Raw genomic sequence first — 19,375 nt, 5'->3', positions numbered from 1 at the left:
CGGATTGCCCCTACCAACTACGCCGAAACGGCAGAAGAGGCGATCCATGTCGTCGTCAAGCACGTGCACGTATCCATGTGTAATGAGTGATACCCATGTTTGGGCGCCGCACTGAAACCGAGCCTCCTCTAGCTTTCTTTGCATTTCGTGGCTGACGGCAGCGGGCACGTGCAGTTTGTTATCGCCTACGAATCTGAGAAGCAGGTCCTGCTCGTTGGCACAGATGAAATTCAGCAACACGCTGGTGTCCGCAACGATAAACTTCCTAGACATGGTGAAGCTACTCGTTGGCGAAGAAGTCATCTAGGTCTGCCTCAATATCATGCTGACCTGTGAGATTTTGGCTGATCGAACTTGGGGCGGTATGCATAGAGTCCGCTACCTCTTCGGGGCTTACCTGCTCGGCGAACGCTACGGTCGACAGAGTGATGAGTCCTTTGGCGTAGGCCTTGTAGGCATCGGCAACGAGCCTTTCGGAGGCCCGAGGCAGAGCAGCAATCTTGCGTGCGTGGTCATACGAGGCTTTCCAACCGAAGCGGGAGGCGAGTCCCTTGGCGGTGTGATTCCTTAGCTCTTCCTTTGTATCTTTCGAAATGAGTCCTGCTTGGTGCAGCTGGATGGCTGCTACGCGTGGAGAGACTTGGAATTGTTGGACAACTGCAGACAATAGCTCTTCCGTATCTGCGTACGGAGGCAGCTCTTGCAACGCTTCTTCAGGGCAGAGTACGCAGCGCGCAAAGGTGTTTGCGCGTGTTTCGGAAGGCAGGGTCTTGTCGCATTGTAAGGAAGCGCCATCCTCCGTGATGTCTCCGGCCACGATGTGCCCGATTTCGTGGGCGACAGTGAAACGCTGTCGGAAAGGATTATTACTCGTGCTGATCCCTACGGTTAAGGCACCTGAAGCAGGATCGCGAAGAGTCAGTGCATCGAGGTCATCCGTCAAGTCGAGCACGATGAAGTCAGCGTCAATGAGCTTCATGAGATTGTTGATGTCGCCGACAGGCCCCAAGTCGAGATCGTGCTTCGCGCGAAAACCAGCAGCCAGCTCAACGCCCTGTTGCGAGGGGCTCGTTGACTTAGGCATGTGTGCTATCCAGGTTTACTCGTAGCTGGAGATAAGGCAGAAGAGTTTGTGTTGCTTCCTCGGTTTTGGCCTGGTGACCACGGGCGGCAACGCGTACACGCTGGGAGAGCGGGGTGGCGTCCACAAGCTCAGCGGCATCTATACCAAGAGCCCACGCGAGGGCCATGATGTGGTGGAGAGTTGGCGTGGAAGTGCCTTTCTCTAGGCGGGCCAGGGTGGGTTGGGACAGAATTTCATCGGTCATGGCGGCGAGCTCTCTTTGGCTGAGTCCGCGAAGTTTACGCTGCGTGCGGACGCGCTCGCCGAAGTCGGTGGGGATGTTCATTTTGTGCTCCTTGTTGACTTCGATTTAACACGTGAATCAGATCTGAGTCAATATGATTCAGGGGCTGTATGATCAGAGGAAAGCTTTTCTGATCTCTGTGATCGCATGCGCAAACGGAATCCGCTCCTGCTCGATGCGCAGCCGGCATTGGGCATTACTTTGGACGCCCCAGCAGGCGTTGACTAGTTCTGTGCTCATTGGGCATAATTCTAGGCAGGAGCAGCCCTACTACGTGTACAGCTGCTCGACCTTCACCGGGGCTACTGGCAGGTGAGGGTCATTTTTCTAACCTGTTTGGGCAGCTAGTGACGCTATGTTGGCCCGAGCCTCTTTTGAAAAGCATTACTCGTATACGCAAACGGAGTCCGCTCCTTCTCTATACACACTCTGCCTTTGATGTAAAGCAAGTGGTAGGCACGCTATTCTTCGGTGGTGAGTGGGTGAGGGCGTCGGTGCCGGGGTCAGGGATGGCGATAATGATTGGGGAGGCTTCGGCAAATGTAGGAAGTGCCAGGCAGGTTTGCTTGTTCTCCACAATGAGCACTCAGGGTGGCCGTCCCAGAAGAGGTTGATGTCGTGGGTTTCGGTGCGCTCATGATGAGAATCTCTGGTGAAAGGGGCGAGTATGCTTTACCTATGCCTAGGAAGAAGCGAACGCGCCGTTTGACAGTATATTTATTCGAGAGCACCGTTACTGAAGTAGAGCAAGCACTTCTCTCTGAAAAAACGAAAAACGCAACTCGGGTGTCCCTTTCTCAAGAAACAGGATTTGAAGGCTGCTTCGTCTATCAAAATTTTGATGCAAAAGCTCCTGATTGGATTGATTTTGTCGGGCCTCTTCTGGATCAGAGTGTTGAGCCTATAAGAAATCAAAATAGTGCGGGAGCGTTAATTTTGAAATTTGAGGAGAGAATTTTCGGCTTTACTTTTGGGTTCGGCCGTAGTTTCCTTGACCTTTCGAAGGTAGAACCTCGTTTTGGTCTGCGGGTTGCGCTCAATATGGTTGACCCAAAGCAGTTAAAAAGTCTTTCAAGCAGAACCTTCGATTCCGTAATGCTTTCGACTGATATGCAGTCAAGTAAAGTAACCGCGGTGAATACATTCGAGCCCGACGAATATCGTGATATCGTGAGAGCGATTTCTGGGGATGTCAATGGTGGGGGTCCAGTTGCTCGAGTGTCCGGTACTGAATCTTTGGTCTTCACGACTGCGATTGAACCTGCTCAGTTGGACAAGCTCTGCGAACGGTTCTTAATGGAGTTTCGATCTGATGAATACACTAAGCATTTTCCCTGGGTGGACAAATTAACTATCGTTAGTGAGAAAGACAAGATTACGGCTTTAGATGGACTGTTGGTTAAGGAACTCAATTGTGGAGTTCAGGACACTCATTTAGCTGCACCCGAAATCATTGATTGGACCTCAGTCTCCCATTTTGAGATTGAAGGTGCTGGACGCTACCATTTCGATGATCTTGATCTTGACGAATACTGCGAAAATTTGCGGGCAAAGAAAGTTTTCAAAATTGAAACCTTGAAGCGGCGAAAGGTTTCAATTTGCTATTCCCGTACCGGAGAAGTAGAGCCTAAATGGAAGCTTTACGATTGTTTAGTCTCCGAACAACGCATGGAAGGCATACTTTATGCATTGATTAGTGGCCGTTGGTTTGAGATAAATGAAAGTCTAGTAAAGGAAGTCGATGCCTACATAAGCACGATTCCTGAAGTGGAGACAGTCTTCCGAAGTGGTCCGAAGTCAGAATTGGAAGAGGACTTTAACCAGCGCGTCACGGATGAATCTGAGGGGTATTTCCTTAATCTTGACAGAATTACAATCCGGCCTACAGGGGCCTCATCGCCTATAGAGATGTGTGATTTGTTGGGTAAAGGAAAGGAGATGGTGCATGTTAAGCGAAAATCCCGATCGGCTACATTAAGTCACCTGTTCGCGCAAGGCTCAGTTTCCCTAGAGGCATTTCTCGGAGATGGTGACTATCGGGAGAATATGAAAGAAAGGATTATAGAGCGGTATGGTTGCGAGGCTACGGAACATTTAGATTTGATTCCGGATAAGGGGGAGAAGTTTTCAATGAGTGGTTATAAGGTTTGGTATGTAATCGTTGCTGACTCTTCCAAGACGGGTACTGATTGGCTTCCTTTCTTTAGTAAGTTAAACCTTAAAATGCACGCCGAACGAATACGTAGGACCCAAGCAACTGTTCAAATCAAACGAGTTTCAACCGTGGATCCGATCGTAGTGGCCTCCTAGCGTTTCAAAAAGAGGCAAAAGACAAGTGAAGGTCAAATATTCAAATCAAAATCGGCAGTTAAGATTTCATTTCTCCAGTGCTGTTTGACTGAATACTGATCTTGACTGAAGGTAGCTCTTAGGGACCGAAAGAAATAAATGACGCGGAGGGAGAATCGAGCCTGCCGTTGGATAAAGAGCCAGACTAGAAGAAGTAGATAATCCGTAGTTTTGTCCGTGTAAGCGTCCTGGGTTTGTGTGGATTCCAGTGCGCGGCTGCGCAGTGGCCATCCTAACGGTGAAACCGGCTTGTGGCGCGATGCAGTTGAGCGCTGCGGTGAATCTTGTACGGCGCGAAACATCGTCCGATACCCGCTAGGGCTGAGGTAGGAACGAAACCCAGGACGCTTCAGTTGCTGATTGCCTCACTTACATGCATAAACGGAATCCGCTCCTGTTCAATGCGCAGTCTTCCTTTGGCGTAAAGCCAGCGGTAGGCGCGTTGCTCTTCGGTGGTGAGGTGGGTAAGGGTGGCGGAGCCGTCGCCGGGGTCGGGGACAGCCAGGTGCTGGAATTCGGTGACGGTGGCTGTGTCCATGAGCAGTGACGTCGTGTGGGGGAAATGGGCGCGCACGGCGTTGAGGATGGCAAAGCCGGCGGCGTCGAGGTCGCCCCAGTAGGTGATGTCGATGAGGTTAAGCCAGTCCAGTGCGTGGAGTTGGTGGGCGGCGGTGCCGGCACCGAGGAGGGCGACGGTGGGAGGGGAGGCGTCGGCAAGCGTGGGCAGTGCCAGGAAGGTTTGTTTGTTCTCCACGATGAGCACCCGGGGTGGGGTGTCGGGGAAGAGGGTTGCGGCGTCGGCGAGGGGGATTTCGATATCGGAGAGTGCCGGGGCGTGGTTGAGGTAGCGCAGGCGCAGGCGGGCGTCACTGCGGCGCAGGCCCAAGTCCGTGATGCCGAAAGGAGCAAGGAGTGCCAGGAGCAGGCGGCGGTGGGTGCCTATCCATTTGCCGTCCACACCTTCCACCGGCACGGCGCGCTCCCACTCGCCGGAGTCAGGGTTGGCGCGCAGCCAGGTCAGGCACGGTCCTAGGCATTTCAGATCATAGGCGCTTAAATCCTTCCATTGGGTATAGCTGCGGCGGACGGTATAAGTGAAGTCCTGGGAGTCCGGAAAGATGGCGGCGATGTCCTGGGTGCGCTGGAGGGCCCTGTCGTAGTCGGACATCAGGCCCGCGATGGTAGCGATGCGCGCGGCGCCGGTGAGTACTGCGCGTGTGGGAACGTCGTTGGTGCCAAGGCCCGCGCGCGACCAATTGCGGGACTCGTAGATGACGTCCTCCTGGTGGGGCCAGCGCTGCCAGGCACGGATGAAGCCCTGCGTGGCGTCGATATCGCGGGCGGCAGCAGTGGCAGTGGGCGGGTGCAGGGGCCAGTCGACGCGCACAGAATCCGGGTCAGCCAGTGCTTCGGCAAAGTGATTGCGCAGGTATTTTGACGCGTGTGCTTGCAGGTCTTTAGGGCTGCGCATAGTCGGGGTCCTGGTAGGTGGAGGCGTCGATAAGCGAATAGCCCGTGCGCGCCCGCGGGCGGCCATTGATGATGGGCTCATCGTACTTGACCACAATCGTGCCATCCACGTAAGGAGACAGCGTCTGGATGAGCTTGAAAGGCGTGGCCAGAATCATGTGGAAACCAAAAGACGTAAAGACGGACATGGCAGTGCGGGTAAAGGTGGGATCGGCGCGGTCAAAGGCCTCATCCAGAATGATGGAACCATAGGTGGGCACGTCTTGGTCCGGCTCCGCCAGCCGGAAGCGCAGGGCCGCAGCCAGGCAGAAGAAGACGAGCTTTTGCGCTTGGCCGCCAGACAGCGAGGCGGAATCCTGATAGGTATTGGCTGTCGTTCCGTCGGGGTACAACTCACGGCCGATAAAGCTCACGTGCCGGCGGGTATCTAGCACCACGTTGCGCCAGCGGAGATCCTCTGGCTGGCTCGAGCCCAAACGGCTCAAGATCTTGTCCAACGCGTGGTAGCGCGCAAGGGCAGCCTCTGTATCATCGGAGCCGAATTCGCCCAAGCTGTGGGAGGTGGCGGCATCAAGATCCCGCTGGAAATCCTGGACCACCTGGCCGCGAGCATCCTTGACGTCGATGCGCAGGGTGCGCTCACCGTTGAAGGGAGAGCGCTCCAGGGACTTGTTGATGAATTCCATGCGCCTCTCAATATCACTGCGAGCACGGCGCAGGTCTGTGGTGAGGTGGGAGAGGTTTCGCACGGTGGAGCCGTTGAGAAGCTCGAGGAAGCGGGCGCGGAAATCCGCCAGGCGGTCGGCGCGTAGGAACTTGAGCTTCTCGATGCCCTCGCCAGCGAAGCTCGCCTGCGGCTCAAGGTCCGCGGCCTCCGCCGGCCACTGGGCCAGATATGTGTGGAGGACAGAGACAATTTTGGCGTTGGCGTCTTCGATGCGCCGCGTGGCGGTGCGGGCGGTGTTCTGAAGACTAGCCTGCACCTCATCGCGCCGGGCATCGATGTCATCAATGGTGAGCTTGCGCTTGCCCTTGTGCAGGGCATCTTCGACTGCTTTCGCGATGTCCTGGTCCTCGATGGCGGGCACAATACCGATGCTACGGCGGCGCTCGGTTGAGCGCTCAAGCTCGCCTTCGACGTTGCCCAGGTTCTTCTGGGCGGCGTTCAGCCTGGCGCGTGCGGCCTTGAGCTTGGCCTTGGCTTGCTCGTGGGCTGCGGCGAGGGCTTGGGCCTCCGGGGAGGAGGCCAGCGAGTCATACTGCTCCTGCAGATCCTGCCGGTGAGCCTCGGCGGAGGCGGTGTCGATATCCTGGAAGGAGGTTTCCAGCACCTGCTGGGCTTTATCGCGCTGGGAGCGCAGAACGTCCATCTTCCGGTTGAGGTTCTGGACCTGCTTGGCCGTGGCACGAGCAGTGGCCTTGGCCTGCGTGAGCTGGGCGCGTAAGAGCTCAATCTTGGCGGTGTTGGTGGAACCCACCCGGTACCAGGTAGTGCCGCTAAAACGCTTGCGGTCATCCTTGATGAAGCGGGTTGAGCCGTCTTTATCCTTGGGGCGGCTTTCCAGGCCATCGCGCGTTACCGCCGGGGTGGTGGTGACATGGTCCAGTTCCGCAACCGAGTCCACACACTCGTAGTTGAAGCGGCGCGAAATATGTTGGCGAATCCAGTGCGCCATGGCGTGGTCTTGGAATTCCAGTTTGTGGATAAGCTGCCGCGGGCTGTGCGCGGAGGCCTGCGGTGATGCAAACTCCGGAATGGTGCGGTACTCCAAACGGGTGCCCACGTTGCGCGAATTGACCCACTGGTTGATGGTGTCGCGGGCAGCTTCAGGAACGAGCAGGGTGGCGGCAAAGCCGTGGAGGAGCTTTTGAATCACCGGCTCCCATTCGGCCTGCTGCGGGCTGATATCGATGAGCTCGCCGGCGAAGGGAAGCTCGGATTCGGCATAGCCGGTATCGCGAGCCAGCTGCGCGCGCAGTTCAACTAGAGCCTTGTCGATGTTGGTGCGCCGCGAGCTAAATGAGCGCAGCTCGCTATCGAGCGCGGCACAGGCGGTGGCAGCGTCCCGGGCGGCCACGCCAGCTTCTTGTTGCTCGTTGATGAGGTTGGCGAAGTCAACCTTAAAATCTGCGATGCGCAGCTTCGCGGTGGCCTGCAGCTCGGCGAAGCCGTGTGGACTGAACTCGTAATCATCAGTCCACGCTCCAGCGGCCGCAGCCAACCGTTGGAATTCCTTCGTGCGGTGCTCAATTTCTTTGTCCGCAGTTTCTATCTTGGCGCTTAAGGCATCGAGCTCGCCAGCGCTGAGCTGGGTAACAGCCACCGCGGCCAGGCGCTCGGCATCATCCAGGTGTGCGACCTCAGCGTTGAGGGTCTCCGACTGCGACTGGGCCTCCGATAGCTGTGCTGTGAGCGCACGGATGCGGAAGTCTAGTTCCTCTGTCACCAGGCGGGCGCGTACGGCCGGCAGCGCCTCACTCATCGCCTCCGCTTTCTCCTTATCCGCTTCAGCACTAGACCGCTGAGAGTGAAGTTGGGGCAGCGGCCCGAGCGTATCAATCTGCGCCTTGACGTCCTCAACCCGCAGGTAGGCCTGGCGCAAATCCTCAAACTGTTCCACGGCCTCATCCGCTCTGGTGAAGGTATCCGGCACATCCAGCATGTAATCCCTAAAGAGCTGGTCCAGGCTGGACAGGGACTTCGCGGATTGAGTGCGGTGAAGAAGAAGCTGGCCCTCCACATTCTTAATCCCCAAGCGTTTGCGGAAGCGGTCCGCAAACGTGGCATAGGTCGGCGTAAAGAACGCGCCGGGGCCCTTATACAGGGCCCTGATCTTGCGGCTATCCAAGCTGCGGGTGAGCAAGGGGCTGAGCTTATCGATGTCCTCATCGCCCGGCACCAGCCCATACAACTTCTTGATCTGGCCTACGGAGTTCTCACCGCCGTTGAGGCGAAAAATGGCGATGAGGGTGTGCTGCTTGCCCTGGCCATTGTCGTAAGTCAACGCCACCACTGAGTTGGTCGCACTTTCACGCAGGTATTCCGGGGTAATCTCACCAGTCTGTGTATTCTCCTGCTGCCGCCACGCTCCGCGCACGTAGGAGACCAAGTTACGGCCGTTGTGCCGACCGAGGTCTTGCTGCGAGGCGGCGTTGAACTTCACGTGATTCTGGGGGACAAGGACGGCTGACATGGCATCCAGCAGTGTGGATTTACCTGATCCTGAGCCACCCGTAATGAGGAAACCTTTCCGCGCTACCGGGATGGAAAAATAGCCATGGAAGGTGCCCCAGTTAATCAGCTGGATGCGGCTGATGCGATACTGGCCTGGGTAAAGCTCCGTGTGCTTAGTCATCTGAGGTGTCCTCCTCGGTATCCTCGGCTCGCGCCAGGCGGGCGTATTCATCCCGGATGGCGGTGACCGTGGAGGCATCGAAAAGCTGGCGCAGCACCGGCGAGACCTCCAACCGGCCTTCTGTCTCCGTGGTGCTGAGCAGGGAATAGTCATTCTGGATGCGCTTAATAGCCGCGTTGAAGCGCTTGGTGAATCCGGCCTCGTCGCGGTTATCCACCGCGCGGACATAGCCGATGCTCTCCCGGAGATCTTCTACGTCCACGATGACGCGCTCGCCGGGCAGAGCCAGCCCCAGCTCCTGGCGCAGGTTCAACAAGATAGCGGTATCGATGTGCTTGAGCTTGTCCGTGCGCAGCACCTGCGGGATGCTCAGGCTGTCTTCTTCCACCATGCGGGTAAAGGCAAAGCCCTCGGTCTCATCGATGACGAGCTCCAAAAATACCTCGTGCAGCCTGGCACGCAGATTTTCTTCGTCAGAGATAATTGCTGACCACAGCACTGGTTCCTTCTGCACGCGGATAAGTGGTCCTTGGAGCAGCTGCACTAAGGCGCGGCGCGAGTGGTAAGTCAACGTTCCTTTGTCGTGCTCCCATAGCGGGGGCTCGTGCGTAGAATCCACGCGGGGGCTGTTGGCGGTGGTCACTGAAGCTCCTCAACGGTTGTGTGATCGAAATACATAGTGGGAATCTGTGCGGCACGTACAGCACCGTCTTCTTCAGTCCACGTGATTTTTTCTTGCGACTCCCGTACAGCAGGCAGCGGATGTTGATCAGCAATATGGACCAATCCCACCACGCTGGCTAGGCCTTGTGTTGGGGGATGAGCTTGCAATACCTGCGCAATGGTGCACGGGCCAGAGTCGCTCACTGTCTGCCGAATCGCCTCGTGCAACTCCTCAAAGTCGATCTCGGACTCGCGTACCAGCTCATAAAGGGCGTGTGCGTCGTCCTCGCCCGGTTGGTAGGCCACGGGTGCTTCCTCCACGACCTCCCGTCCAGGGTTAGCCAGACGAATGCGGGAGACCGAGTGAATAGACATGCCGATGCGCTGTAGCGGCGTGTCCATCCGGTGGAAGGCCTTGAGTTCTGAGCCTTGCGCGGCATCAATAGCCATGCCGCGGGCTTCTCGCAGCAGCTCAATCATGCGCCGGTCCTCCGCGAACTGCTCCGAGGACACGTAGTGGCGCAGACTCCGTGCCAAGCCCGTCATGGTCTGGTTGACCTCAAAGCTGGTTTCTTCCATATCGCGAAAGAGACGACGCAGCTGCCGTCTTCTCTCCGGTGCCACATCTTGGCCCGCTTCACTATCGAGCACCTGTTCAATCCACTGGTCCAACCAGACGCTGCGTTCCCTATCCATAAGGAGGGAATAAAAGCCTTGGAAGCTGCGGCCCGCATCTGATTCTGCGATGTGGTCTACGCCGTTGAAGATCTCCTCCAACACATCACCGCGGTAGCCTTCCGGATCCAAAAGCTGCCGGCGCAGCTGGTGGTTGAGCGCTTCAAGATCGTGGCGAACTCTGGCGAAATCGCTCGGCACCGCCATAGCCATATTGAGCACATCCTGGACTCGTTCCTCAGTCTCGGCGGCGGTGAGCCTTTCAAACTGACCCAGCTGTGCTTTTTCAATCTCGCGGTCAATGCGCGCGCGTTCTGCCTCCAAACTGGCCACGCGGCTGGCGATGTCCTCATTGGTATCCCGCGCCAACCTCTGCAGAGCCGAGCTAATGGATTCAACACGCGAGGCCGTCACCGTGGTCACCGGTTGTTCCCAGCGCTCAATGGCTTCCAACGCGGATAGGGCTTCCTCGCTGGGCTCGAGTGTTTCACCACGCGAACTCCTTCCGGATTTACGCACTAGCCAACCGGCCTTGACCCAGTCATTGCAATAGTTTTGTGGGGTGCGCGGCATGGGAAACTCGCTGGCAATCACTTCGAAATCGGTGACCATGAGCTCATAGACTTCCGCCGCCGGACGCGCCCGGGTGCCGCGTGGAAAGTACTTCGCAATCAGCGCCAGAATCACCGGCGCATTATCCGCGGCGAGGAGCCGAATCGCGGCGGAATCATGCATCAAGCGCCGGAGTGACAAAGCGCGTGCTTCAACAGACATGACTCGATTCTGACAGGTGGGACGGACATATGCAGGGAAATATGGCTCAATAGTTCGAACAACACCCTGCCATGATAAGGGTCCACTTGTGAGTGAAAAGCGCGAGGCATTGAAAGTTCTCGCGCGTCAGTAGACCACCTTCTTAGTCCTGTGCAACACCAACGTTGACTTCGATGTTGCCGCGGGTGGCCTTGGAGTAAGGGCACATCTGGTGTGCGGCGTCGGCAAGCTCCTGTGCCTTGGCGTCCTCAACACCTGGGATGGTGACCTCGAGGTCGACGCCGAGGTAGAAGCCCTCGTCGTTCTTGCCCAAGTTAACGCGGGCACCGACGGTGGAATTCTCGGCATCTACGCCCTTGTCCTTGGCCACTGCCTTGAGCGCGGAGTGGTAGCAGGCGGCGTAACCGGCAGCGAAAAGCTGCTCGGGGTTGGCGCCCTCACCGCTGCCGCCCATTTCCTTTGGAGCGGTCATGGTGAAATCCAGATCGGAATCCTTAACTACAGCTCGGCCGTCGCGGCCTGCGCCGGTGGAGAGCGCTTCGGTGCTATAAACGGCGTCCATAATGACTCCTTTTCTATCGGGTCTTTGTACGTCCGCCGATTGTACGCAAGAACGCTAGTCTGAAAACCTGGGGCACTTCACGTAGTGGATGTTGAGTTTGCTGGGCACGGCAGTCAGGTCGAAAAACTTCCATAAGTGTGAGAGGTGTGCGCCGGAACCTGTCTAATCCTCGAAGAGGGGGTTCAATTCGACCTCGGGGTGGTGCGCTCGATGCGAATACGCCAGGGGATCTTACCGAGTGCTTCGTTGTAGGTGTCGACGACGCCGTCGCCGGCGCGTTCGGCGGTGCGTTTGATGGCGTCGCTCCAGCCGGTCGACTCTATGGACTCGCGGGTGTAGGCGTCGATTCCGGCGACGGTAGCAAACTCATTGAGCTGGTGGACGAGGCGGTTGCCCGCTTCGGCGGCCTTGGTATTGCCGCCGAGGCGGAGGACGAGTTGAAGATCCTTGAACGTGGCGGAGTCGTTGGCTTTGTCGGCGATGGCGTTAAGAGCGTTGATGATGCGTTCCTCACGCTTGGCCTTTGCTTCGGCGATGCCCTGGCGGTGTTGCTCGAGGTGGTCGGGTTCGCTGGCGGCGACGCGGTTGAGCTCGAGAATATTCAGCTGATTTTGGAGAACCATGACTCGGGCAAGCTGGAAAATCCAGTACGTGGCGTTTTCCTCGGCCTCAGTGAAAGCCTGGTAGGCCTTCTTGGGATTGGTGGCCTTCTTCGCAATTTCCTTGGCTACTTCGTCGAGTTCTCCAATGATCTGTCCCTGAAGCCGTTTGAGGTCGACATCGAGGTCATCGACCTTGCTCCACGTCACGGCGCCGACTTCGCCGGTCTTTTGGAGCAGACTGAACGCCTCTTCGATGGCCTCAGTGAAGCCGTTGATATCGCCGTTTACTTCGGTCTTGCGTTGCTGGATGAGCTTCTGGACGTTCTCGGAGACTTCTTCGAGGTAGTCGAGCACCTGGTCCATTTGTGCTTGTGCAGCGCTTTCTTCGAGGATGGCGGCGACCGCGAGAGGAGCCGCTGGTGTGGCGAGAAGTGCGGTGTTTTCGAACTTCAGGTGCTTGACGATGGACCCGGCATTTCCTTTGGCGCCGGGGAGGTCGCCGACGCGGAGGACACCCGCGCGGATCTTTTCGGCGGCTACCTTGTTCTCTTTGAGGAATTGCGCACTGTCCTTTGAGAGTTTGAGGTAGCGGCCGCTGTTTTCTTGGAATTGGCTCAGCGTGCGGGCGGACTTGCTCAGGTTATGCGCCACCTTCGGGGCGACGCGAGCGAGCTTCTCCTGAGGAGAAGACTCATCGAGTCGTGTCAGAGCGGATTCAGAGCCGAGGAACATGAGTGAGTCCCCGTGGAGGATGACCTGGAGTTCGGCGTCGCTCGCGCCAGGATTCTGGGGAAGTGCGGAACTTGGTGAATCAGACATGGGGTAAGGTTCCTCGGTGCGTGAGACTTTTTAAGGGGATGTATGTAGCTTACTGGAGCTGTGCGCCTGGATACTAAGTTGTCGAAAGTAAACTCGCGGGCCTTGTTCGCCGTTTCGGCGATGTCCGTGTGGAGCGCGGTCGGCACGATTCGTTGAGGGACACCCCGGTGAACGTGCAGCCAAGGTGGTGGAGGCGAAGCACCGCGCTATCGGCGTCGGCAGTGCAGACTGCAGCCTGGATGGGATCGGGGGCTTGAGGGACCGGTTGGTGTGGCAGGATGAAGTAAGCGTGACGGTCGCACACATGGGGGGCGTCGGGTCGAGCGGCGCGGGACGCCTAAGCCTTTCAGGGTGCGGCAGGCAGAAGACTCGGAGGCGAAGGCGGCGATTGCGCGGGCGGCATCGGAGTTGATTGGAGATGACGACGCGGTCATTTTTGACAACGGCACGACGGCGCAAGCCATTGCACAGCGGCTGGCTGGCCGGCCCATTACGGCGATATCGAGGATCTACATCAGCTGGTCACGACCACGGACGCGCCAGCGGAGCTCCTCGCGCAGATTCGCGACCTTGGGGTGCAGGTCATTACTGTGCCCGCGGGTAAGTAAGGCTTAGTAGTAGGAGCCTTCCTCGTTCGTGACCTCGCGGTCGGCGCCGATCTTTTGCAGGTACATGCGGCGGTGTAAGCGGATGGCGGCGCGGGCGGCCATGGCGAGGCTGTCCAGGAGGAAGAAGACGGTTCCTACCTTGGTGAGGCTGAACAAGAAGAGGAGGGAACCTGCGATAAAGACCACGGAGATGGAGACATCGACGGCGATGGAGGCCGTCTCAAAGCGGTTGCGGATAACGAATTCGTTGTGGTGGGGTGTCGCGTCACTTTGCTTTACACTTTCCCATCTTACCGGTAGTGTCACTTACGACAGATAGTGTAGTGAGATTGCTACACACTATGTTGTGTTGAAGCAGAGGTTGACCATGCGTATTCTCCAGGACGAAAAGCTGACTCCTCAGCAGCTGGAGGAGTTTGATGCGCTTGCGAAAGCGAGCGAATCGCCGGTTGTACGTACTCTTATGCAGAACATCGCAGAGGTGCTTCGTAACGGTGGCAATTTGCTGAGTGCAGAGGAAGATGCTGCGTTGTCGCCGAATGAAGCAGCTAAGCAGCTCGGCATGAGCCGTACATTTCTCAATCGCCTCCTTGATCAGGGAAAAATCCCCTACTTTAAGGTGGGGACGCATCGACGCATCCGTGTAGTCGATCTCGCTCTATTCGAGCAGCAGCGCGATTCGGATCGTATTGAATTGGCACAGCGTCTGGCACGCCAGCAGCAAACCACGCGTGCAGTAGACGCGACGATTGCGGACTTGCTCTAGTTTTGGTTCTGCGGTACGAAAAGGGCTATGCATAGTAGGCGCGGGCGTCCCACGCTTCGAGTGCTTAAAGAGGACTTGAGGGACGGATGGCAAGAACCGTTCGTCATGCGTGCGGTGGGTGATGAGCGTTACGAAGATTTGTTGCCGTTAAGCGAGCTTGCACATCCTATCGTAAGGAAGACCGCTGATTCCTTCACCGACACCGCAGCCGCCGATAACTACGTGGGAGCTATTGGGAGTGCTGTCTCCATTCGTCTGCTAGAGATTAAGCAGTCCCAGTGGCGAGGCGGGGTGTGGACCGATCCTGAAACTGGAGTGCGCTGGCTGGTTGCTGCAGGACTTGCAAAAGGCGGTCATGAGGACAATGACGATTTCTATAAATTTGTGGAGCGTGAGGAACACAACGGTACTATTACTCGGCTATTGCCGACAGAAGACGATAAACGCTTGCTGAAGTTGGAGACGGCGGCGCGTATTCGTACGGAGTGGGAACTCAATATCCAGCGTGAGGTGCTGGCTGCGTTGCAGGAGATTCGCGGCGGTGGGGCAGCGCGCTTTGACGTAAACCATCCGCTAGCACGATTGGGTAGGTTCGCTACCATCGAGTTATACGTGGAATTGGTGCGGGGCGAGGACCGCATTGCCACAGATGAAGTCATCGTTGAGTTCTTTCCGCAGCGTGGAGTCAACTTCAGCGAGGAGCTCTACTGGCAGCTCATCGTTCGTGTATTAGCTTCGGTCTACCCGCCCGCACAGGGCTGGGATCGTGCTGGGGACGAGTTTCACCAAATGGAAGAATCGGGGAGTCTCGACAAGCGCATTTCCGAGCTAGAAACGCATGATGTGAAGCGCACCCTCGCGGAGGTTGAGCTCGGAGCCGTCGCACACTTCACCCACCGTGAACATTTAGCAAGCAAGATCATAGATGGGACTGGTGTGCGTTCCTTGTGCGGAGTCTATTTTGTTCCCGCACAAGACGCAGACTCGTTGCCAACATGTCCGCAGTGCGACGTGCTGTATGCTGCATTGCCGAAGCTACCCTTGGGCGATTAGCGGCGAAAATGTCACTCTCCGTAGTGCATTCGGTGTCTCAGCTACTTGCGTTCCTGGGGGGAGGACCGTTCCTTCGTAGTGAACCGCATTGTGGATGAATTTGAAACTACCCCGCGGCGGCAGTGATTTACTGCGCCGCGGGGTGGCTATCTGAAGAAGAAGTACTTTCGTGCTTTGTCTGACTTTCTGCCGCTTTAGCGGTCGGCGGTCAGGGTGATGCCGTTGGTCTCGGCGGTCTGCTGCAGTGCAGTGAGAGCCTTGGCGTCCTTTTGCAGGTCGTAGGTCTCAGCGAAGCCAACATGGACGTGAGTTGAATCGTTGACGTCCAGCTCGAACAGCTTGTGGCCGGCTTCCTGCTCCAGCTGTGCGGCCTTGTGCTTCAAGGCGTTGATGCCGGTTGGCAGGTTCTCCTTGTTGGAGTCGGTGTTTTCACCGGCGTTGTCGCCAGCTTCGGCCTGCCCGTCGGTAGTGGCGGCCTGTGCCTGGGCGTCGGTGTTACCGCCGAGGAGCTCAGAGAAGTCCGGGCGGTTGCCGCCGAGCAGGGAGCTGCCTAGCTGCAGGAGGGCAGCAGGGTCGGCAGAGGACAGCTGGTTCAGCGGGGTGTCCGCGTCGATGCCTGCGGTGTTAGCAGTGCCAGTGGCATCGGAGTCTGCAGCCGGATTTGTTGCGGCGCCGTCGGCAGCCGGCGCGGTTGCGGTGGTGCCGGTGGTGGTGGCGGCAGCCGGGTTTGTTACGGCGCCGTCGGCAGCGGTGGTCTCAGCGGCGGTGGCGTTGGCGGCACCGGCGATTACAACTGCGGGAAGTGCGGCGGCAATGGTTGCGCGGCGCAGGGCGTTCATGGAACGCATAGGATAAATCCTTTCTATCGTTGCGGTCTTTCGGACCACGGGTGATGTTAGGAAGCGTTTCTGTGGCGAAGCTGGCTTCTAGCTGTCGGCTTATTGCAAAGCAGACTCGATTGCTTTCAGGGATTCCTTGATGTGCGGGATGGTGCCTGCCACATGCGAGCCGGCATCGTTCGGGATGAAGGTGACGTTGCCGCCGCGCTCAGACCACTCCTTGGCCAGCTGCTCAGCAGTGGAGAAAGGAATCACATCGTCGCCGCGGCCGTGGGTGATGACCACCGGGATGGATGGGGCGTCGTAGCCAATGTGCTGGTCGGCCAGGATCTTGTCGTAAGGTGCCTCAGCGATGAACTCGTCGACGTTCTTGCCGTCGATGCTGACGTCTTCAATCTTCTTGCCCGCGAAGCTGGTCAGACCCAAGGTGCAGGAGTTGGTGGCGTTCTGCAGGACGGTCTTGCCCTCCTCATTGAGGTGGGAGTACAGGTCCACGTCGTAGGAGTTGCTCAGCCCCAGTAGAGCGAAGGACTCGAAGAGGAAGTAAAGCGTGCCGTCGAGAGCCGGCGGCAGCAAGGTCAGATCCGCAGGAGCGGCGCCGACGGTGGCGAGCTTGACGTTGAGCTCCGGGGCGTAGTCGTTGTAAAGCTCAGCGGCAGCAGCGGCGGCGCCACCACCCTGCGAGTAACCGTTGATGATGACCGGGTTATCGGCGTTGATATCCCAGCCTTCTAGCTGGCGGGCAGCGCGGGCGCTATCGAGCACGGCGTGTGCCTGCGAGACACGGTCCATGTAGGTATGCATACCCGGGGTGCCCAGACCCTCGTAATCGGTGACCACGACTGCGTAGCCCTTCTTCAGGTACTGCTCAAAGAAGAACTGCTCGTAGTCACCCACGCCGTCGGCAATCTTGCGCGAAGGTGCGCAGCGGTCGGCCACACCCTGGGTGCCCGGTGCGAAGGCGATGAGCGGGCGCGGACCGTTGCCGGTCCACTCCGCCTTCGGCTCAATCACGATGCCGCTGACCGGAATCTTCTCACCCTTGCGGTTGGTGGAGGAGTATAGGATGCGCTGTGCCTTGTACGGGCCCACGTTGGTAATGCCCAGCGTGTTGGCGGGATTGCGCACGGCATCGGAGCGGAAGAGCTGGCCTGGCTCAGAGCCTTCGAGCTCGACTGGGTCGTGGTAGAAGGCCTTGTACTCGTCGCCGACCTTGCTATCGGAGGGGGCTGCGGCGTCGGTGCTTGGCGCGGCGTCGTCAAGCTCCTTGGCGTCGGTTGCGATGTCGGAGGCCTCAGCCGGGCTCTCGTCAGCGACTGGATCTTCGAGGGCCTTTTCAATGAGGGCGCTTTCAGGCAGCTCGGTGTTCGGAGCATCGGCAGCGACGGCGGCGGGGCAGATGCTGAAGGTCAGGCAAGCAGAAGCAAGCAGTGGCAGGTAGGTGCGCAGTGATTTTTGCACGGCAACGTCCTTTCTAGAGATCGGAGGAGTCTTAGTGTTTGTCTGGCTACGCCGTTAGGGGGCGGGGAGAGCGCTGCGCGGTGGAGCTGACACCGATTATTATTGGATTAATTTTGCTAACTAACAATGGGGAAATGAATTTAATCCGTTTGTACAGGCCCGTATAGGGGTGTACACCGTTAGCATTACGTTTCCGGGCGGGCGTGCTTGAATGGAATCATGATTGATGCGCGCGATAGTCAGGCCCTCGATGTGGCCAAGCTGTACTACAACTCGCACCTATCCCAAGCGGAGGTAGCGCAGTGTCTGGGTATTTCGCGCCCTACCGTCTCCAAGCTTTTGCAGCATGCGCACGACCAGGGCTTCGTGGTCATCAGCATCAACGATCCTCGCGAACGCTCCGATGAGATGGTGCGTGAGCTAAAGGAGCACTTCGCGCTTGCCGACGCCCGCGTGGTCACCACCCCACGCGGCGGCAACCTCATGCAGGACCTAGGCGCAGCTGGCGCCGCGCTGCTCGAAGAGCTCGTCCACGACGGCTCCAGCGTCGGCGTGTCCTGGGGCCAGACCATGTCCGCCGTGGCGGAGCACCTGCGCCAGCTGCCTCTCGAGGGGGTAAAGGTGGTGCAGCTAAAGGGCGGGCACTCGCACACGCAGCGCTCCACCAAGGACTTCGCCACCCTCCAGGGCTTTGCGCGCGCGTTTAATGCGGAGACCTTTATGCTGCCGCTGCCTGTCATTTTCGATTCGGCCGAGACGAAGCAATGGGTGGAAAAAGATCGCCACATTGCCCACATCGTGGAGATGGGCTCTCATGTCGACGTCGCGGTGTTCACGGTGGGCGCGGCCGCGCGCGAGTCTTTGGCGCTGAACCTGGGCTATCTCAGCGAAGAAGAAACGCAGCTTATCTTGGAGCGCGCGGTGGGGGATGTCTGCTCCCGCTTCTTTGACACTGAAGGCCGCGTGGCCGTGCCCGAGGTGGACGCGCGAACGGTGAGCATTACTTTCGACGCCCTGGCGGCGCGGCCGGCACGCGTCCTCGTTGCCGGCGGGCCGGAAAAGGCCGGCGCCATCCGGGTAGTACTCGAGCAAGGATTGGCCACGCATTTGGTCATCGATCACAACACGGCGCAGCGCGTTCTGACAGGGGAGTGAGCCGTATCATAAAGGTGAACAAATGTAAATAGCGTCATTGACATTTGTGCTGGCTGGAGTAGGGTAATGCCTGAAAGTCATTATCCTTCCGATAGGAGTTCACCGTGTCTGAAGCCGCACACGCAAACGAATTTTCCACCGAAATCGCCACCCCGCACATCAACCCCAAGGGCGCGGAAATCGCAGAGACCATCCTGCTGCCAGGTGACCCACTGCGTGCAAAGTTCATCGCCGATACCTTCCTAGAGGACGTCGTCCAGTTCAACGAAGTCCGCAACATTCTCGGATTCACCGGCACCTACCAGGGCCACCGCGTCTCCGTCATGGGCACCGGCATGGGCATGCCTTCCATCGGCATCTACTCCTGGGAGCTCATCCACAACTACGGCGTGAAGAACCTCATCCGCGTCGGCTCCATCGGCGCGCTGCAGGAGGACATCGACCTGCACGACGTCATCGTCGCCTCCGCCGCTTCCACCGACTCCAACTTCCTGAGCCAGTACAACCTGCCGGGCCAGTACTCTCCGACGGCTTCGTGGAAGCTGCTCAAGGCACTCGTCGATGAGGCAGAAAAGCAGGATGCCCACATCCACGTCGGCAATGTCTTGAGCTCCGATGTCTTCTACAACTTCGACCAGGCCGTCAATGACCGCTGGGCACACATGGGCGTGCTCGGCGTCGAGATGGAATCCGCTGCGCTTTATGCCACCGCTGCCGAGGCAGGCGTGAACGCCCTCGGCCTGTTCACCGTCTCTGACAACATTGCTGCCGATACCCACCTTTCGGCTGAGGAGCGCCAGACCGCATTCCACACCATGATGAAGCTCGCGCTGCCACTGGCAGGCCTGGACTAGGA

General features: G+C 58.0%; 17 protein-coding genes. 6 read left to right on the top strand and 11 right to left on the bottom strand.

Annotated features, from left to right (window positions below; translation table 11 throughout):
* Nucleotides 1–280 precede the first annotated feature (280 nt).
* Both HMPREF3158_RS05890 and HMPREF3158_RS05885 read right to left on the bottom strand, forming a co-directional pair.
* Nucleotides 281–1,084, bottom strand: coding sequence for an ImmA/IrrE family metallo-endopeptidase (locus HMPREF3158_RS05890; protein WP_070497731.1), 804 nt, complete (start codon nucleotides 1,082–1,084; stop codon nucleotides 281–283).
* Nucleotides 1,077–1,409: a helix-turn-helix domain-containing protein gene (locus HMPREF3158_RS05885; protein WP_070497729.1), complete on the bottom strand. Its 333-nt coding sequence runs from the start codon at nucleotides 1,407–1,409 to the stop codon at nucleotides 1,077–1,079. The genes HMPREF3158_RS05890 and HMPREF3158_RS05885 overlap by 8 nt, the downstream gene beginning before the upstream one ends.
* Before the next feature lie 549 nt (nucleotides 1,410–1,958).
* On the opposite strand from HMPREF3158_RS05885, the gene HMPREF3158_RS05880 reads away from it, so the two are divergent.
* Nucleotides 1,959–3,677, top strand: coding sequence for a DUF6119 family protein (locus HMPREF3158_RS05880; RefSeq protein WP_141741010.1), 1,719 nt, complete (start codon nucleotides 1,959–1,961; stop codon nucleotides 3,675–3,677).
* A gap of 388 nt (nucleotides 3,678–4,065) precedes the next feature.
* Here the strand turns inward: HMPREF3158_RS05880 and HMPREF3158_RS05875 are convergent, their stop codons facing one another.
* The 6 genes from HMPREF3158_RS05875 to HMPREF3158_RS05850 form a co-directional block, all read right to left on the bottom strand.
* On the bottom strand, nucleotides 4,066–5,187 hold the full coding sequence (locus HMPREF3158_RS05875) for a DUF3322 domain-containing protein (RefSeq protein ID WP_070497725.1): 1,122 nt from the start codon (nucleotides 5,185–5,187) through the stop codon (nucleotides 4,066–4,068).
* Nucleotides 5,174–8,542, bottom strand: coding sequence for an ATP-binding protein (locus HMPREF3158_RS05870; protein ID WP_070497723.1), 3,369 nt, complete (start codon nucleotides 8,540–8,542; stop codon nucleotides 5,174–5,176). Before HMPREF3158_RS05870 ends, HMPREF3158_RS05875 begins: the two co-directional genes overlap by 14 nt.
* Nucleotides 8,535–9,185, bottom strand: coding sequence for a DUF4194 domain-containing protein (locus tag HMPREF3158_RS05865; protein WP_062038040.1), 651 nt, complete (start codon nucleotides 9,183–9,185; stop codon nucleotides 8,535–8,537). The genes HMPREF3158_RS05870 and HMPREF3158_RS05865 overlap by 8 nt, the downstream gene beginning before the upstream one ends.
* The gene (locus HMPREF3158_RS05860; protein ID WP_070497721.1) at nucleotides 9,182–10,654 is read right to left on the bottom strand and encodes a DUF3375 domain-containing protein; all 1,473 of its coding nucleotides are present in this window, start codon (nucleotides 10,652–10,654) and stop codon (nucleotides 9,182–9,184) included. Before HMPREF3158_RS05860 ends, HMPREF3158_RS05865 begins: the two co-directional genes overlap by 4 nt.
* A gap of 142 nt (nucleotides 10,655–10,796) precedes the next feature.
* The gene (locus HMPREF3158_RS05855) at nucleotides 10,797–11,216 is read right to left on the bottom strand and encodes an organic hydroperoxide resistance protein (protein ID WP_062038046.1); all 420 of its coding nucleotides are present in this window, start codon (nucleotides 11,214–11,216) and stop codon (nucleotides 10,797–10,799) included.
* A gap of 182 nt (nucleotides 11,217–11,398) precedes the next feature.
* A complete protein-coding gene (locus tag HMPREF3158_RS05850; protein WP_062038049.1) occupies nucleotides 11,399–12,637 on the bottom strand; it encodes a hypothetical protein in 1,239 nt (412 codons plus the stop codon).
* Nucleotides 12,638–12,988: 351 nt separating this feature from the next.
* Between HMPREF3158_RS05850 and HMPREF3158_RS12500 the strand changes: the two genes are divergently transcribed.
* Nucleotides 12,989–13,252 carry a sugar phosphate isomerase family gene (locus tag HMPREF3158_RS12500; RefSeq protein ID WP_246816187.1) on the top strand — a complete coding sequence of 88 codons (264 nt, stop codon included), beginning with the start codon at nucleotides 12,989–12,991 and terminating at the stop codon, nucleotides 13,250–13,252.
* Here HMPREF3158_RS12500 and HMPREF3158_RS05845 read toward each other — a convergent pair.
* Nucleotides 13,249–13,551 (bottom strand): YrhK family protein, encoded by a 303-nt coding sequence (locus HMPREF3158_RS05845; RefSeq protein WP_062038052.1) that lies wholly within the window; start codon nucleotides 13,549–13,551, stop codon nucleotides 13,249–13,251. The two genes, HMPREF3158_RS12500 and HMPREF3158_RS05845, sit on opposite strands and share 4 nt — an antisense overlap.
* Before the next feature lie 61 nt (nucleotides 13,552–13,612).
* Between HMPREF3158_RS05845 and HMPREF3158_RS05840 the strand changes: the two genes are divergently transcribed.
* The gene (locus HMPREF3158_RS05840) at nucleotides 13,613–14,011 is read left to right on the top strand and encodes a helix-turn-helix domain-containing protein (protein WP_062038055.1); all 399 of its coding nucleotides are present in this window, start codon (nucleotides 13,613–13,615) and stop codon (nucleotides 14,009–14,011) included.
* 27 nt (nucleotides 14,012–14,038) lie between these two features.
* Nucleotides 14,039–15,064 carry a DUF3039 domain-containing protein gene (locus HMPREF3158_RS05835; RefSeq protein WP_082787692.1) on the top strand — a complete coding sequence of 342 codons (1,026 nt, stop codon included), beginning with the start codon at nucleotides 14,039–14,041 and terminating at the stop codon, nucleotides 15,062–15,064.
* A gap of 194 nt (nucleotides 15,065–15,258) precedes the next feature.
* On the opposite strand, the gene HMPREF3158_RS05830 is transcribed toward HMPREF3158_RS05835, so the two are convergent.
* Nucleotides 15,259–15,912 carry a hypothetical protein gene (locus tag HMPREF3158_RS05830; protein ID WP_062038061.1) on the bottom strand — a complete coding sequence of 218 codons (654 nt, stop codon included), beginning with the start codon at nucleotides 15,910–15,912 and terminating at the stop codon, nucleotides 15,259–15,261.
* Between the two features lie 90 nt (nucleotides 15,913–16,002).
* The gene (locus HMPREF3158_RS05825) at nucleotides 16,003–17,364 is read right to left on the bottom strand and encodes a lipase family protein (RefSeq protein WP_070497719.1); all 1,362 of its coding nucleotides are present in this window, start codon (nucleotides 17,362–17,364) and stop codon (nucleotides 16,003–16,005) included.
* A 219-nt stretch (nucleotides 17,365–17,583) separates the two neighbouring features.
* Between HMPREF3158_RS05825 and HMPREF3158_RS05820 the strand changes: the two genes are divergently transcribed.
* Together HMPREF3158_RS05820 and deoD are read left to right on the top strand one after the other, a co-directional pair.
* Nucleotides 17,584–18,519, top strand: a complete 936-nt coding sequence (locus tag HMPREF3158_RS05820) for a sugar-binding transcriptional regulator (RefSeq protein WP_070497717.1) — start codon at nucleotides 17,584–17,586, stop codon at nucleotides 18,517–18,519.
* A gap of 104 nt (nucleotides 18,520–18,623) precedes the next feature.
* The gene (gene deoD / locus HMPREF3158_RS05815; protein WP_070497715.1) at nucleotides 18,624–19,373 is read left to right on the top strand and encodes a purine-nucleoside phosphorylase; all 750 of its coding nucleotides are present in this window, start codon (nucleotides 18,624–18,626) and stop codon (nucleotides 19,371–19,373) included.
* Nucleotides 19,374–19,375: the final 2 nt, after the last annotated feature.

Origin of the sequence: Corynebacterium sp. HMSC06G04 (assembly GCF_001807365.1) — a bacterium.
In the GTDB taxonomy this organism is placed as follows: Bacteria; Actinomycetota; Actinomycetes; order Mycobacteriales; family Mycobacteriaceae; genus Corynebacterium; species Corynebacterium simulans.
The sequence above is the reverse complement of the archived record's forward strand: the minus strand, read 5'-3'. Positions and strand labels throughout refer to the sequence as shown.

Excerpts from the sequence above, each read along its gene's own strand:
- HMPREF3158_RS05890 (WP_070497731.1), bottom strand. The coding sequence starts at position 1,084 with ATGCCTAAGTCAACGAGCCCCTCGCAACAGGGCGTTGAGCTGGCTGCT.
- HMPREF3158_RS05885 (WP_070497729.1), bottom strand. The coding sequence starts at position 1,409 with ATGAACATCCCCACCGACTTCGGCGAGCGCGTCCGCACGCAGCGTAAA.
- HMPREF3158_RS05875 (WP_070497725.1), bottom strand. The coding sequence starts at position 5,187 with ATGCGCAGCCCTAAAGACCTGCAAGCACACGCGTCAAAATACCTGCGC.
- HMPREF3158_RS05870 (WP_070497723.1), bottom strand. The coding sequence starts at position 8,542 with ATGACTAAGCACACGGAGCTTTACCCAGGCCAGTATCGCATCAGCCGC.
- HMPREF3158_RS05860 (WP_070497721.1), bottom strand. The coding sequence starts at position 10,654 with ATGTCTGTTGAAGCACGCGCTTTGTCACTCCGGCGCTTGATGCATGAT.
- HMPREF3158_RS05855 (WP_062038046.1), bottom strand. The coding sequence starts at position 11,216 with ATGGACGCCGTTTATAGCACCGAAGCGCTCTCCACCGGCGCAGGCCGC.
- HMPREF3158_RS05850 (WP_062038049.1), bottom strand. The coding sequence starts at position 12,637 with ATGTCTGATTCACCAAGTTCCGCACTTCCCCAGAATCCTGGCGCGAGC.
- HMPREF3158_RS05840 (WP_062038055.1), top strand. The coding sequence starts at position 13,613 with ATGCGTATTCTCCAGGACGAAAAGCTGACTCCTCAGCAGCTGGAGGAG.
- HMPREF3158_RS05835 (WP_082787692.1), top strand. The coding sequence starts at position 14,039 with ATGCATAGTAGGCGCGGGCGTCCCACGCTTCGAGTGCTTAAAGAGGAC.
- HMPREF3158_RS05830 (WP_062038061.1), bottom strand. The coding sequence starts at position 15,912 with ATGCGTTCCATGAACGCCCTGCGCCGCGCAACCATTGCCGCCGCACTT.
- HMPREF3158_RS05820 (WP_070497717.1), top strand. The coding sequence starts at position 17,584 with ATGATTGATGCGCGCGATAGTCAGGCCCTCGATGTGGCCAAGCTGTAC.